We start from the raw sequence: 14,331 nt of genomic DNA, 5'->3' as shown, positions 1-14,331 counted from the left end.
ATTATGTAGAACTTTCTTGGGATGTTTTTCTATACTCCTTAAGTGCGTGGATAACTTTATCCTGGTGATCACCGATGAAATCAAGGCCATAATGATACCCGTCATTCACCTGGTTTTCCCATACCACATCTGCTGTGAATGACAGGTCCACTTGAGCAATAGCCGTATGGACGAATAGCTGGACCTTTTTCTCCGAAGGGATATGTACAGTCGTAAAAAGTTTCATTCCACCAGGACTTATGTCAATCACTTGGCCCTTACCAGTGGAAGAATGAACATGCTTTTCACCGCCCTTGATCAGTTTAAACCGGGCAGGAGGGGGTGTTTCAAAACTATATCGCAATGTTTCTTGTCGACGATATCGCATCAATATCTTCCCTTCGACTAGGAAGTCTTTTCCATGAAAGTATCAAAAATTTCGATGAAAAGCAATAAATGTGAAGATAAGGATAGGTAATTTCCATGACTGTTAGAAGATTTTGATATACTGAGAAAGTGGATTACATAGAAAAGGAAGTGAATTTAGATGACACCCTACCCGTTAACGTGGGATTTAGATAGCATCTTTGAAGGCGGAAGCCAATCTGAACAACTGAAGAAGTACGTGGAAAATACAGAAAACCATATTTCAGAATTAGAGACCATGGTCGAATCGTTCTCAGCACCAAGACACACGGATCAAATTGAGGAGCTTTCAGAAATCATGCCTATTCTTCAAACGATCATCAAAGAGCTATCGGAATTCGGTGCTTTTGTCAGCTGCTTAAGTGCACAGGATGTTCACGATAAAAAAGCTGGTCTTTGGCAGTCGAAGCAGCATGAACTTGGGGCGCGTTTTGACAATACGATGACACAATTTGATCAGAAGCTCGTTCAAGTCGATAAAGATGTATGGAATTCCTTAATAAGCCAGCACCCTTTTAAGGAGCTGTCTTTTATTCTCGATGAAAGACGCCACCTGGCTATGGACAAATTGGACCTTCGTCAGGAATCCATAATCAATGACCTCGGTGTCGATGGTTATCACGCCTGGGGGCAGATGTACGATACGTTGGTTGGAAAAATGAGTGTTGAGGTTGAAGGGGAAACATTATCAGTCGGACAAGCATCAAACCGGCTCAGTTCTTCAGACCGTACCATCAGGAAAAAAGTATTTGATAACCTTCAAAAGGCCTGGAGTGATCAAGAAGATTTATTCAGTGAAACGTTGAACCACCTCTCAGGTTTCCGACTGCAAACGTACAAGCACCGTAATTGGAAGCGCGTTTTAAAGGAGCCGCTTGACTATAACCGCATGAGTGAGGATACGCTGAATGCGATGTGGGACACCATTGTTGAATTTAAGAACCAATATGTTCCGTATTTGGAGAAAAAGGCTCAGCTGTTAGGCATAGATAAGTTGAGCTTTTACGATGTAGAAGCACCCGTCGCAAAAACTGAGCAGATGATGAGTTATCAGGAGGGAGCAGAATTCATTATTAAGCAATTCCGCCAATTTAGCCCTAAGATGGCTGACTTTGCCGAAATGGCTTTTGAAAAAGGCTGGATCGAAGCCGAGGACCGACCAGGTAAACAGCCGGGAGGATTTTGTACAAGCTTTCCTGATAGTGAACAAACTAGGATTTTCATGACTTATTCAGGAACACCGTCAAACGTAGCTACATTGGCTCATGAACTAGGACACGCTTATCATCAGCATGTGATGAATGAGCTGCCGGTACTGAATCAAGGGTATGCGATGAATGTAGCAGAAACAGCATCAACTTTCGCTGAAATGATCGTTGCAGATGCAGCAGTCAAACAGGCGGAAAATGAAGAAGAAAAGCTTGCCCTCCTGGAAGATAAGGTTCAGCGAAGTGTAGCATTCTTCATGAATATCCATGCACGGTTCTTATTCGAAACACGTTTTTAAGAAGAAAGAAAGCAAGGCGTTGTCACGTCAGAACGATTAAATGAATTAATGACGGAAGCTCAAAAGGAAGCCTATATGGACAGCCTGGATGAATACGATCCAACATTCTGGGCCTCTAAGCTCCATTTCCATATAACTGACGTGCCTTTTTATAATTTCCCGTACACCTTTGGATACTTATTCAGTATGGGCATCTATGCAAATGCGGTTGAAATCGGACCGGAATTTGAGGATAAATATATCTCCTTATTACAAGATACTGGCCGCATGACAGTGGAAGAGTTGGCGAAGAAACATTTGGATGTGGATCTCGAAAAACCTGATTTTTGGAGACACGCTCTTGAACTTTGCATCCGTGATCTAGAAGAATTTATGAAACTGAGTTCGTGATTATGAAGCTCTTGTGGTGTTATGGATCAGGAGTACCTGACACCACAAAAGGGAATGGTGGTACCAGGTATCGAAGTTGTTTGATAGGGTGTCGGTGAGAAGATACCTCATACCAAAGGACACCACAATAAGGAGGGCTATCAATGGATGAACAAAGAATTCCTGAGGAAGAAAAAGAAAAGCGTGTGGCTGAATTAGACGGCTGGAAGCTGCAGGATGAAAAATTCATTGTAAAGCGATATCGATTTAAAGATTTCCTGGCAGGCATCCAATTTGTGAATCATGTAGCAGAATACTCAGAGGATATTCAGCACCATCCGTTCATCAGCATTGACTACAAAATGGTGACGATGAAGCTCACCTCATGGAATGCCAAGGGCTTAACTGATCTGGATTTGAGCTGCGCCCAAAAATATGATGAGTTGTACAAGTCTCTCGTTGAATAAATCGTATCCCCTCTCCAATAATGAGAGGGGATTTTTATAGAGAGGAGACCCACAGGTGAAGGAAAACTGGGAACGAATGAAAAATACTAGTAAGTTGAATGAAGAAGAAATAGAGCAGACGCTCAAGCTTTGGAAGCCGGATTTAGAGAATTATCAGATTAAAGAATTAAGTGGAGGATTGAGTCACACGAATTATAAAGCGACCTTTTCTGACCATCCACCATTAGTTTTGAGAGTTTCAGAGGATGAACTTAATTTAAAAATGGAGAAAAACTTACACGACCGCTTAGATAACAACAACAAAGTACCTCATTTTTTTGAGATCATTCCTATAAAATCTTATAAAGTAGGGGTTCTGGAGTGGAAACAGGGTCAATCAGTCAAAGACTTGCTTTATAGAGGTGTGTCTTCGGTGCAAAGGAAACTAGGTTTCTCGGCCGGAGTTGAGTTAGCGAAATTAAGGTCATATTCGTTTAATAAAAGCGGGTTCTTGAACCAAAGTCTTGAAGTGGATGAAGTTTTTAATATGACTCCTGAGAGCTTTATGAAAACCATCGATCATTTTTTGGAAGAGTACATACCGAAGTGGATAGAGGCTGAGTTCATAAGGAAAATTAGAGAGTTTGCGAAGGAACGTTCCTGGCTGATCGAGCTTGATGGTTTTTCATCTTCTTTAGTTCACGGCGATTTTAACGGACTTAATTTACTAGGCAATAAAGGGGAAATCACGGCCGTGCTGGACTGGGAGTTTGCCATGTCTGGCTCTCTGTACTGGGATATCGGTAATTTTATTCGCTATCAATCCATTCCTAATTTCCAGCATTGTGAAAAAGGGTTGGTTGAGGGTTTGAAAAGTAAGGGAATTACCCTGCCGGACGAATGGAAACAAATCGCGCAGCTCTACGATCTGGTTGCGCTTTGCAGCATGCTCAACACAAAAGAAAACGGACCAAATCGGATAGCAGATTTGAAATCTCTGATTGATCAAACCCTATCTTGAAAAAATATCATTATGAAAGCCGCTGATAGTAACCAGCGGCTTTCTCGGTGTATGATTTATTGTCAACCCTTGGCGCCTCGTCGAATCTTTTTTATTTCTGTATATAGGTACTCTCTTATTTTATGAAAGGGCTAACAAATCCAGATTACCACAACTAATTGGCTATTTCTATGACAATTAGATTACGTTTCTCCCAATAACTCCAAGTGCCGTTCAGAGAAGAGTGGAGAATTTGCTGGGGGTAAGGCAAAGCATTTAATAATCTTTTCTGTGAAAGGATGTTGGAAGGTCAAGACTGCTGCATGAAGAGCTTGTTTAAAATCTATTCTTCCTTCTCCTCCATACATCTCATCCCCAACAAGCGGATGACCCTTATGGCTCAGATGAACCCTGATTTGATGGGTCCTGCCTGTTTGCAGCTGGAGGGAGAGAAGAGAGGCATTACTTTCTTTATCATACTCCAGTACTTTATAGTGAGTTTCAGCATATTGCCCTTCAGATGACACACACCTGCGTACAGGGTGGGTCAAATCTTTTCCTATAGGCGCTGTAATGATTCCCTCCCCAGGTTGAATTATGCCATGAGCCCAGGCTAGATAAGTTCGTTTGATTGTTCTTTTCTGCAATTCTTTCCCAAGCATCGCAATGGCCAGGTCATGTTTTGCAAAAAGAATGGCACCAGATGTGTCCCTGTCTAATCTGTGGACATATTTGGGAGTAGAATAAATCATGTTTTCTTCAAAATAAGCCGCTACTCCGTTCACCAGGGTGTCTGTTTCAAAAGGTGTGTTCGGATGAGTGAAAACGCCTGATGGTTTATTGACAACTAAAAGATGGTCATCCTCATAAATCACATCAATATCCATCGGAGAAGGACTAACCTCTAAAGGAAGGGGCTTGAATAATCGAATATGGAGGGTGTCTCCCGTCCGTACTTTTGTGTCTTTCCAATGGACGTCTTTATGATTAATGGTCAATTCACGATTCGATCTAAAACGATGCATCAGCTTTCTCGGAACATGCCATTCTTTCTTCATAATTTTGTAGACTGAATAACCATCCCATTTAGAGGGGACTTCCACTTTCAGCCATTCTCCTTCTCTCTTTGTTTCCACGCTTTCCTCCTCCTTTCCATTCGGTGTGCGGGTGTCAAGTACCGGTCTGTTGGTTCGTTGTACCTGACACTATAACGAAGCCATTCAGCTCGGTATCTGTACCTGGTACGTTTGCTGCACTCTATTCTACCTGTCGCTTACCTGGTACGCAACAGAGAGAATTCGAGGATTTGATCTCTAGTACCGAATGGGTCTTCTCTCGTAGCTGGTACCAATTGTCCCAATTGACCTTTCCATTAAGAAAGTGTAAAGAGAGCGCGGCTGGTATCGACAGGCTTCGATCTATGTTATAATGGATAAGTTGAATAAAATGTGAGACGAAAGAGGTGTGTGCTACATGCAACACAGAAACGATATTCGAAATATTGCTATCGTCGCCCACGTTGACCACGGTAAAACGACGTTAGTGGACCAAATGCTTCACTATTCTGGTACATTCCGTGATAACGAGCATGTTGATGAGCGTGCAATGGACTCGAATGATTTAGAAAAAGAGCGCGGCATTACGATCTTAGCGAAGAATACCGCGATTAATTATAATGATGCTAGAATCAATATCCTTGATACTCCTGGTCACGCGGACTTCGGGGGAGAGGTAGAACGAATTCTTAAAATGGTAGATGGTGTCCTTCTAGTCGTTGACGCTTATGAAGGATGCATGCCGCAAACTCGCTTTGTTCTGAAAAAAGCGTTAGAACAAAAACTGACACCAGTTGTAGTCTTGAACAAGATTGATCGTCCGAATGCCCGCCCAGACGAAGTAGTGGATGAAGTTCTTGACCTGTTCATCGAGCTTGGTGCGGATGATGAACAGCTTGAGTTCCCTGTCGTTTATGCTTCTGCTCTGAATGGTACATCTGGTGATGAACCAGAAGATCAGCAGGAAACGATGGACCCGATTTTCAAATTGATCATGAACAACATTCCTGCACCTGTAGATACGCAGGAAGATCCGCTTCAGTTCCAAGTGACACTGCTGGATTATAACGACTATTTAGGACGTATCGGAATTGGCCGTGTCTTCCAAGGTAAGATCAAAGTCGGTCAGCAAGTATCCTTGATGAAGAAAGACGGTTCTGTGAAAAACTTCCGTGTCAGCAAGCTGTTCGGCTTTATTGGTCTCAAGCGAATTGAGATTCAAGAAGCACAGGCTGGCGATATCATCGCTCTTGCCGGATTGGAAGATATCAACGTAGGGGAAACCGTATGTCTGCCTGACAATCAGGAAGCTATGGAAATCCCGCGTATCGACGAACCTACCCTTCAAATGACGTTCCTTGTTAACAACAGTCCGTTTGCTGGACGTGAAGGAAAATATGTTACCGCTCGTCAAATTGAAGAACGCCTGTTGACTCAATTAGAAACAGATGTAAGTCTTCGTGTAGATCCTACAGATTCTCCGGACGCTTTCACAGTTTCCGGACGTGGTGAACTGCACCTGTCTATTCTAGTTGAGAACATGCGCCGTGAAGGGTTTGAACTGCAGCTTTCCAAACCACAAGTGATCTTGAAAGAAATTGACGGGGAGATTTGTGAACCGGTAGAGCGCGTTCAAATCGATACACCGGAAGAATTCCAAGGGGCGATTATGGAATCCATTGGATATCGTAAGGGTGAAATGCAAGACATGGTGAACGATGGGAACGGGCAAGTGCGCCTTGAATTCCTTGTACCATCTCGCGGCCTGATCGGTTATTCTACAGAGTTCATGACACAGACACGCGGTTACGGAATCTTGAACCATACGTTTGATGGCTATGCTCCTCTTACAAAAGGTCAAGTCGGAGGCCGCCGTGAAGGTGTGCTAGTTGCTCTTGAAAAAGGAAAAGCATCCACTTACGGCATCATGAACCTTGAAGATCGAGGAACGATTTTTGTAGAACCGGGTACAGAGGTTTATGAAGGAATGATCGTCGGAGAGCACAACCGTGAAAATGATCTGACTGTAAATATCACTAAAGAAAAACACTTGACTAACATTCGCTCTGCAACAAAAGATACGACGAACACGATCAAGAAGACTCGTAAGATGACGCTTGAAGAAGCCATCGAGTATCTAGACGATGATGAGTATTGCGAAGTTACGCCAGAAAGCGTACGCCTTCGTAAGAAATATCTCAACAAAAACGAACGCGAAAAAATGGCTAAGAAGAAAAAGCTTCAAAACGCAGACATTTAAACTTTAAAGACGTCTCCAACACAGCCTCAATGAGCAGGCCTGGAGTCGGGACTTTTAAAAGATTGAAAACGCCTGAACCTACTCAGAGGTTCAGGCGTTTTTTTATTCTGTAACTTTAATTGTTTCTTCTTTATGACCGTGAATTTCTTCATCTGGTTTCTCGTAGTGGACATTAATCGTATATTCGCCTGCTGAAGGGAACGTGTGGGCAGCTTTATATTCTCCAGGTTCAGACTCTTCTGCGTCAAGAAACGAGTGTTTATCCATCTGGTCTGAACTGATTTCAAAACGTACGATGGCATCTTCAAAAGGAGATTCCATCCGGCTGATATGAGTGGTTAACGTAGATTCTGTTCCTGCCTTAAAGGCATTGTCCGTCATTAAATGAACCATGAATTCACCTTTCCCGTGATCATGCGAACTCTCTTTTCCATTGGCCTCGTCATGAGAATTATCTGCACTCGCTTCACCCACGGTAACTTCCTTCTGCGGCATTGTATGAAGGTCGCCTACTTGCGTATGGGCAATGACTTGGTAGGTTCCTTCTTCTTTAAAAGTATAAGAGGCTTCATACACACCATCACTAGTATGGGAAGCTTTCACTTTCTCAGAACTGTCTTCTCCCTTAGCGTCGTTCCAAATTTCGAACTCAACGTATTCCGCATCTTCGACCTTTTTATCTCCTTGAGTTACGACAGCCTTAATCGTCGTTTCTTCGTTAACAGGAAGTGGTCCTTCGAATTGCACTTCTACTTCCGGTGGAGTGAGGGAATCTTCTGTTGTTTCATCCCCCTGGGTGGTGTCTTGCTCTCCTTCAGATGTGCCGCAAGCGGCTAGGATCAAAATAAGTACGGTCATCAAAAACATGTATGTTTTTTTCATGGAATACTCCTTTCAAATGGACTCCCTCCATAGAATATCACTTTCATCTTAGACAAACGAGCGCAATAGTAGACATTTTTTGAAGATGTCATGACACTTTATGCAGTTATTGAAAAAGAACCGGAGAGCATTACCTTAAATAGAAAAAACTGAACTCGCTATGAGTTCAGCTTCTTTTATCTTACTTGACCTGATCTTGATCCCAATTGTACGTATAGAATCTCTCATTCGTTACCCACTTCATGGCTTCCGGATCCTTGGCTTTAATGCCTTCCTCGAGCATTTCCAGCATCCGTGCCGTTTGGGAGATGTGAGCGCGCATCGCCTTTAACTTTTCTTCCTGGACGGCTTGAATATCATTAACGACATCTGGCTGACCAAGTTCTTCCTCGGTGTTATTCGCAAAAGCTACAGCGTGGAATTTAGGACGATCTTCAGGCTTCATGTCCCTTAGTGCTCTTACAACCGCTCGAGCGGTTGCTTCATGGTCTGGGTGCACCGCGTACCCAGGATAGAAGCTGATGACAAGGGAAGGGTTCAGCTCATCAATTAAATCCTTCACCATGTTTTTCATTTGAGTATCGTCTTCGAACTCTAATGTTTTATCCCGAAGCCCCATCATTCTCAAATCCTGTATCCCCATTGCTTCAGCAGCTTTAATGAGTTCTTTCCGACGGATCTCAGGCAAGGTTTCCCTTGTAGCGAATGCTGGCTTCCCTAAATTTCTTCCCATTTCTCCTAGTGTTAGGCAGGCATACGTCAGGGGTGTGCCTTGCTTTATATATGAAGTAATTGTCCCGGATACTCCGAAAGCTTCATCATCAGGATGCGGAAAGATCACGAGGACATGACGTTCTTGTTCAATCATTGGATTCACTCCTTCGACAGGCTTTCTATTTTTACATTATTACTTAATTTTATACAAAATTAAAGCTATATGTTTATAACGGCAGGAGGATCCTGGCTTCTATTTTACAAAAAGGATAGGTTTATATTTTGTGTGATAAGGAACAACATCCATATAGTGTAAAAAAAGGAAGGGAGTTATGGACTATGCAAGAAAGAATCGACTATTTAACAAATTGGTTACAGGATAAAGTAAAGGAAGCGGGGGCAGACGGGCTGCTTGTAGGAATTAGTGGAGGAATTGATTCTGCAGTCGTTTCCTATCTAATTAAGCGAGCTTTTCCAGAAAAATCTCTTGGCGTGATTCTGCCTATTAACAAGCGTGTAGAGGATCAGGAAGACGCGTTAGCGGTTGTAGAAGGAGCAGATCTGGACTATGTAGGTATTGAACTGACAGATGCTTATAAAGAATCGTATTCTACCATCCAAAAGCAGTTAGAGGAAAAAGGAGACTGGAACGAAGAGAAGTCGCAGCTAGGCGGAGCCAATTTACAAGCAAGGCTGAGGATGAGTACGTTATATGCCGTCGGAAATAATTACAATTATCTAGTTGTAGGTACCGACAATGCTGCAGAAGATTACACGGGTTATTTTACAAAGTATGGAGATGGCGGAGTGGATTTAGTGCCATTGTTACACATGAGAAAAGAAGAAGTGCGTGAAATGGCAAAAGCATTAGATGTGACTGACTCCATCATTCATAAGAAACCGAGCGCAGAATTATGGGAAGGGCAGTCAGATGAAGAAGAGCTTGGGATTTCATACGACACCATCGATGCCTTTTTACGAGGTGAAAAAATCGATCCTGAAGATGAAGAGCACTTGCGTCAGCTTCATAAGAAAACAGAGCATAAGCGCCAAATCCCTGCCGCACCTGAGAAATTCAAAGGAGAGTGAAGGTCATGCAGCAGCAAGAGACAGCCCTGGTTATTATAGATATGATTAATAAATTGGACTTCAGCGGGGGAGAAGACCTGTTGGAAAATTCTTTGCCGATGTCTGAGAATCTCCAGGGCCTTAAAAAGGAGATAAAGGAGGAAGGCTATCCTGTTATCTATGTGAATGATAACTTTGGGCTTTGGCAGGACAATGTCTCTGATTTAATCGATGAGTGTAAAGAAGGTCCAGGGGAACCGCTGATTGAAAAAATTCTTCCTGATGAAGATGATTATTTTATTATAAAACCAAAACATTCAGGCTTTTTTGGTACACAGCTGGGAATCTTGTTAAATCAGCTAGGAGTAAAGAATTTGATCTTAACGGGTATTGCCGGTGACATTTGTGTATTATTCACAGCCAATGATGCGTACATGCGAGAATATAACTTATGGGTTCCATCCGATTGTATTGCTTCTGAATCGGAAGAAGGCAACAGCAGCGCACTCAGCATTATGGAGCGGTCGCTGTCTGTGGATACAAGAGAAAGCAATCAGGTGGTTTTAAAAGAAATTTTCTCCTATTGACTTTTTACACCTGATTCACATATATTAGTGGTATGAACAGACAGTGGTTTCGCCACTAAAGATCCTTATTTAAAGAGGAGAATGATTTATGAGTGTGGTTGTTCTTAACTAATCCATCAATTGGATAACTTCTTGTTAAACGAGTAAGAAGACGTGCAATCGGCATGTCTAGTTTGTTATGACGTTTTACAAGAACAGTTAAGAACAAGCATAAGCGTAGTTGAACCGTAATTAATTAGCTATGGCTGCTTATTCAGTCATAGCTTTTTTATATGGTTTTAGTGGCGAAGAAAGATCCACCGCGGCTTACAAGAGGAGTCGTGTGTTTCTGTTCATCAAGCCGCGACAAGCTTATTTCAGCTTGTCGCGGCTTTTTTAATTTTAGGCTCAGTTAAATCTCGTTGTTGATGATTACAGGTAAGACTCCACTGTGTGTAAGGCACAGTTGCGAGGTAATAGGGTCCGTTCCGTTAAAAGGTCTAGGTTTGGTTGGGAAATAACTCGTCCAGCTGTATCGCCCAGACACTTGCGTCATAAGCAGGAAATCAACGGAATGAAAAAGCACATCCCTTTTGATTTCCTGCTTATGCGAGTCGTGTCTACCAGGGCGATTCCGCATTTGAACACTTTCCTGTGGGGGAACGGCAAGCCTCCTCGGGAGTTATCACTCCCTGTGGGGTCTCGCCTAGTTCCTTCTCCCACGGGAGTCTCGTCATTTCCCAACCAAACCAACGGTCTCTGGTGAACGGATTCCTCCTTTAGAAGAAAAGTTTTTCATAGCACTTAGTCCTTATTACGTAATTTAAAGATCTATTTCTAACAAAGGGCGGAGGGGAACGGCGAGACTCCTGCGGGAGAAGCTGTTTAGATGAGACCCCGGAAGGCGCTAGCCTGAGGAGGCTCAGCAAACGCCCGCGGAAAGCGAGCCGTTCACCGGAGCCCCTTTCCAGCCAGCCTGATAGTCTTGAAACTGCATCTGTTGGATAACAGCCCGCTAGTGGAAGACCACTTTTAGATATATCAACAACAACGTTTAACAGAGTTTATTTTCAAAGGAGGATTCTTACAATGAATCAACGGACCTATCAAACATTAGAATTTATCGAAATACTTGAAGAAGTCAGCCGATACGCATTAACAAAAGAAGGAAAAGAAACGATCCGAACCTCAACACCTTCAAGAGAGCGGCAACTGCTGGAGCGTCAGCATGAAGAAGTAGAGGAAGCGAATGCCATTTTGAATATCAGTGGAAACGTGCCGATTCATACACTGGACGATGTAACGTATATGATCGAACAGGGGAAAAAGGGATTGTACATCAGAGCGAATCAGTTCGCCGGCCTTATCTCATTTCTTGATCATTGCTCGAAGCTGAAGCGATTTATGGCAGATAAAGCCATAGCAGCACCGACCATTCATTTGTATGCTTCTTCGATTGCTGATTTAAGCCAATTGGAAGAGGACATTCTACAAACGATCAGGCACGGGCAAGTCGATGATCATGCTTCCAAAAACTTAACTAAAATCAGAAAACAAATCAGTGTCAAACAGTCACGGCTCAAAGAAAGACTGGAAGTACAGGCGAAAAAGTATAAGTCTTATATGCAGGAAGCCCAGCCTGTAGAGAAGAATGGCAGGTACACTCTGCCAATCAAGAGAGAAAATCGTAATAAGGTGAAAGGATCCATCATCGATCAATCTTCTTCTGGCGCAACTGTTTTTATCGAGCCTGATGAAATGACAAAGCTCCAGGAAGAACTGCATCTGTTGAGGATGAATGAAGAACATGAGGTCGAGCAGATTCTCTATACGCTGACAGCCGAAGTAATCAGCCATGAGCATGAACTAAATATTGCGATTGAAACGATGCATCAGTATGATGTGATTTTTGCCAAAGCGAAGTATAGCCGCTCGATCAAAGGAAACCCACCAATCTTTTCAGAAGGGTTTTCGTTAAATGTGAAGGAAGCCCGACACCCGATGCTTGGCGAAAAAGCGGTTCCGCTTTCTGTACAGCTGATGGAAACAGATCAGGCCCTGTTAATTACTGGTCCGAATACGGGTGGAAAGACCGTTACGTTAAAAACGATCGGACTGCTTTGTCTAATGGCGCAGACTGGCCTCCCGATTCCCGCCAAAGCGGGCACGGTACTGCCGATTTTTCAGCACATCTTTGTTGATATAGGAGATGGGCAAAGCATTGAAGAAAATCTAAGTACATTCAGTTCCAGACTTGTTAATCTGATCGATATTCTTAAAGAAGCCAATGACCATTCTCTCCTATTGTTGGATGAAATCGGATCGGGTACGGATCCGGGAGAAGGGATGGGATTAGCGACAGCCATTTTGGATCAACTGGCGGAAAAGGGTTCGACCATTCTGGCAACGACTCATTATAGTGAAATGAAGGAATATGCACGAGAGAAGACAGGATTCATCAACGGAGCAATGGAGTTTGATGTTGAGACGCTAAAACCGACGTACAAACTATTATTAGGAACTTCAGGGAAAAGTCAGGCGTTTGACATCGCCCACAAGCTTGGCTTGCATCCCGAGATTTTGAAGCATGCGTACAAAATCACCTATAAGCAGGAGGCAAATTTTGAGATTGATCAGGAGAGATTGAAACAGGAAGATTTCCGGAAGCAAATCACAGTTAATCGTTACGCAAGAAATAAAGCTGTTCAAAAGAAAAAACCTGTAACATCTGCTAAATTCCAGATGGGAGATAACGTTAGGATTCCATCAGAGGAGGAAATGGGGATCGTTTATACAGGACCGGATGAAAAAGGCAACTATATTGTCCAAGTCAAGGGAGAAAAACGGACGTACAATCATAAACGTTTGAAACTTCATATTCCGGCTAAAGAGCTTTATCCTGAGGATTACGATTTTGATATCATTTTCAAGTCAAAAGACTACAGGAAGATTAGAAAGCAGCTAGATCGAAAACATGTTGAAGGGTTGATTCTTGAGGATGAAGAGTAGCCAGCCGCTTATTCCTGGGGAGTCATACTCCTTTCGTGCTAAGATGAAATCAAATCAAGAGTGATGAGGTGAACATCATGAGCACACGGTTAAAATGGTCGGTCATCGCTGGAGTCCTCATTCTCATTGGGATATTTGTCATTCCTGAAGCTTATGCATATTTAACAAAACGAAATTATGAAAGCGAAGCTGTAACAGAGGCAGATGTTCCTGAAGGCTATCAAGTAGCTACATTTGCCGGCGGATGCTTCTGGTGTATGGAACCTCCCTATGAGAAATTAGACGGAATCTATGAAGTCATCTCAGGCTATACAGGCGGCGATACAGAAAAACCTACGTATGAAGAAGTTTCTGCTGGAGGAACAGGTCATATTGAAGCCGTTCAAGTATACTATGATCCTGAAAAGATAACGTATGAACAGCTCTTGGATGTGTTCTGGAGACAAATCAACCCAACGGATGATGAAGGACAATTTGTCGACAGGGGTTATCAATATACCACCGCGATTTTTTACCATTCAGAAGAACAAAAAAGGAAAGCAGAACAATCAAAGAAAGCCCTGGGTGAGTCAGGATGGTTCGACAAAGACATTGTAACGCCGATCAGAAAAGCGGAAGAATTTTACCGCGCGGAAGAGTACCACCAGAATTATTACAAGAAAAATGAATTCAGGTATAAATTTTACCGCGGCAACTCTGGACGGGATGACTACTTGGAAAAGAAATGGGGAGAAGATCGTGAACTTGAGCTTCCGAAAAAATAGTCTCCGTAAAGCACCCTATTGTACTCCAAATAAAAGACCCGCTTGTAGATTTACAAGCGGGACTTTTTATGTGTGTTAATACTGTTTTGATTCTTGTTGGATCTCTGAATTAGAATCCATATCAAGAGTAGAGTAACCTACAAAACCAAAACTGACAACAATAAACATAAGAATTGCAAATAGTACTTTCCTCATTCTAACTTTCCTCCGTTGCACTGAATAAATTACTAGGCACTTTTACAAATAATGTCGTTTAATAAAATATTGGGTAGAAAATTGTCGAATC

At 42.6% G+C, this 14,331-nt stretch carries 13 protein-coding genes; 9 read left to right on the top strand and 4 right to left on the bottom strand.

Annotated elements, in window-relative coordinates; translation table 11 throughout:
* Position 1: 1 nt before the first annotated feature.
* Entirely contained in the window at positions 2 to 367 is a 366-nt protein-coding gene (locus HM131_RS16555; protein WP_085030806.1) for a PilZ domain-containing protein, read from the bottom strand.
* A 159-nt stretch (positions 368 to 526) separates the two neighbouring features.
* On the opposite strand from HM131_RS16555, the gene HM131_RS16550 reads away from it, so the two are divergent.
* The 4 genes from HM131_RS16550 to HM131_RS16540 all read left to right on the top strand — a co-directional run bounded on the left by HM131_RS16550 (position 527) and on the right by HM131_RS16540 (position 3,748).
* Positions 527 to 1,912 carry a M3 family oligoendopeptidase gene (locus tag HM131_RS16550; protein ID WP_332308714.1) on the top strand — a complete coding sequence of 462 codons (1,386 nt, stop codon included), beginning with the start codon at positions 527 to 529 and terminating at the stop codon, positions 1,910 to 1,912.
* Between the two features lie 48 nt (positions 1,913 to 1,960).
* Positions 1,961 to 2,302 carry a hypothetical protein gene (locus tag HM131_RS21270; RefSeq protein ID WP_332308713.1) on the top strand — a complete coding sequence of 114 codons (342 nt, stop codon included), beginning with the start codon at positions 1,961 to 1,963 and terminating at the stop codon, positions 2,300 to 2,302.
* 143 nt (positions 2,303 to 2,445) lie between these two features.
* Positions 2,446 to 2,748: a 4a-hydroxytetrahydrobiopterin dehydratase gene (locus HM131_RS16545; RefSeq protein WP_085030805.1), complete on the top strand. Its 303-nt coding sequence runs from the start codon at positions 2,446 to 2,448 to the stop codon at positions 2,746 to 2,748.
* Between the two features lie 55 nt (positions 2,749 to 2,803).
* On the top strand, positions 2,804 to 3,748 hold the full coding sequence (locus HM131_RS16540) for a phosphotransferase family protein (protein WP_085030804.1): 945 nt from the start codon (positions 2,804 to 2,806) through the stop codon (positions 3,746 to 3,748).
* Positions 3,749 to 3,930: 182 nt separating this feature from the next.
* Here HM131_RS16540 and HM131_RS16535 read toward each other — a convergent pair whose 3' ends face one another.
* Positions 3,931 to 4,863, bottom strand: a complete 933-nt coding sequence (locus HM131_RS16535) for an RluA family pseudouridine synthase (RefSeq protein WP_085030803.1) — start codon at positions 4,861 to 4,863, stop codon at positions 3,931 to 3,933.
* Positions 4,864 to 5,200: 337 nt separating this feature from the next.
* Here HM131_RS16535 and typA point away from each other — a divergent pair, with 337 nt between their 5' ends.
* Complete coding sequence (gene typA / locus HM131_RS16530; RefSeq protein WP_085030802.1) at positions 5,201 to 7,042, top strand: translational GTPase TypA; 1,842 nt, start codon at positions 5,201 to 5,203, stop codon at positions 7,040 to 7,042.
* Between the two features lie 102 nt (positions 7,043 to 7,144).
* Here typA and HM131_RS16525 read toward each other — a convergent pair whose 3' ends face one another.
* On the bottom strand, positions 7,145 to 7,924 hold the full coding sequence (locus HM131_RS16525; protein WP_085030801.1) for a FixH family protein: 780 nt from the start codon (positions 7,922 to 7,924) through the stop codon (positions 7,145 to 7,147).
* A gap of 181 nt (positions 7,925 to 8,105) precedes the next feature.
* The gene (gene bshB2, locus HM131_RS16520) at positions 8,106 to 8,792 is read right to left on the bottom strand and encodes a bacillithiol biosynthesis deacetylase BshB2 (protein WP_085030800.1); all 687 of its coding nucleotides are present in this window, start codon (positions 8,790 to 8,792) and stop codon (positions 8,106 to 8,108) included.
* 185 nt (positions 8,793 to 8,977) lie between these two features.
* Here bshB2 and nadE point away from each other — a divergent pair, with 185 nt between their 5' ends.
* From nadE to msrA, 4 genes are all read left to right on the top strand, one after another.
* Entirely contained in the window at positions 8,978 to 9,727 is a 750-nt protein-coding gene (gene nadE / locus HM131_RS16515; RefSeq protein WP_085030799.1) for an NAD(+) synthase, read from the top strand.
* 5 nt (positions 9,728 to 9,732) lie between these two features.
* Positions 9,733 to 10,293, top strand: a complete 561-nt coding sequence (locus HM131_RS16510; protein WP_085030798.1) for a cysteine hydrolase family protein — start codon at positions 9,733 to 9,735, stop codon at positions 10,291 to 10,293.
* Between the two features lie 1,068 nt (positions 10,294 to 11,361).
* Positions 11,362 to 13,281, top strand: coding sequence for an endonuclease MutS2 (locus tag HM131_RS16505; RefSeq protein ID WP_085030797.1), 1,920 nt, complete (start codon positions 11,362 to 11,364; stop codon positions 13,279 to 13,281).
* Between the two features lie 77 nt (positions 13,282 to 13,358).
* Positions 13,359 to 14,045 (top strand): peptide-methionine (S)-S-oxide reductase MsrA, encoded by a 687-nt coding sequence (gene msrA, locus HM131_RS16500; protein ID WP_085030796.1) that lies wholly within the window; start codon positions 13,359 to 13,361, stop codon positions 14,043 to 14,045.
* Positions 14,046 to 14,331: the final 286 nt, after the last annotated feature.

Origin of the sequence: Halobacillus mangrovi (assembly GCF_002097535.1) — a bacterium.
GTDB lineage: Bacteria > Bacillota > Bacilli > Bacillales > Halobacillaceae > Halobacillus > Halobacillus mangrovi_A.
Note: the sequence above shows the minus strand (reverse complement) of the source record. Positions and strands in the feature narration are given on the sequence as shown.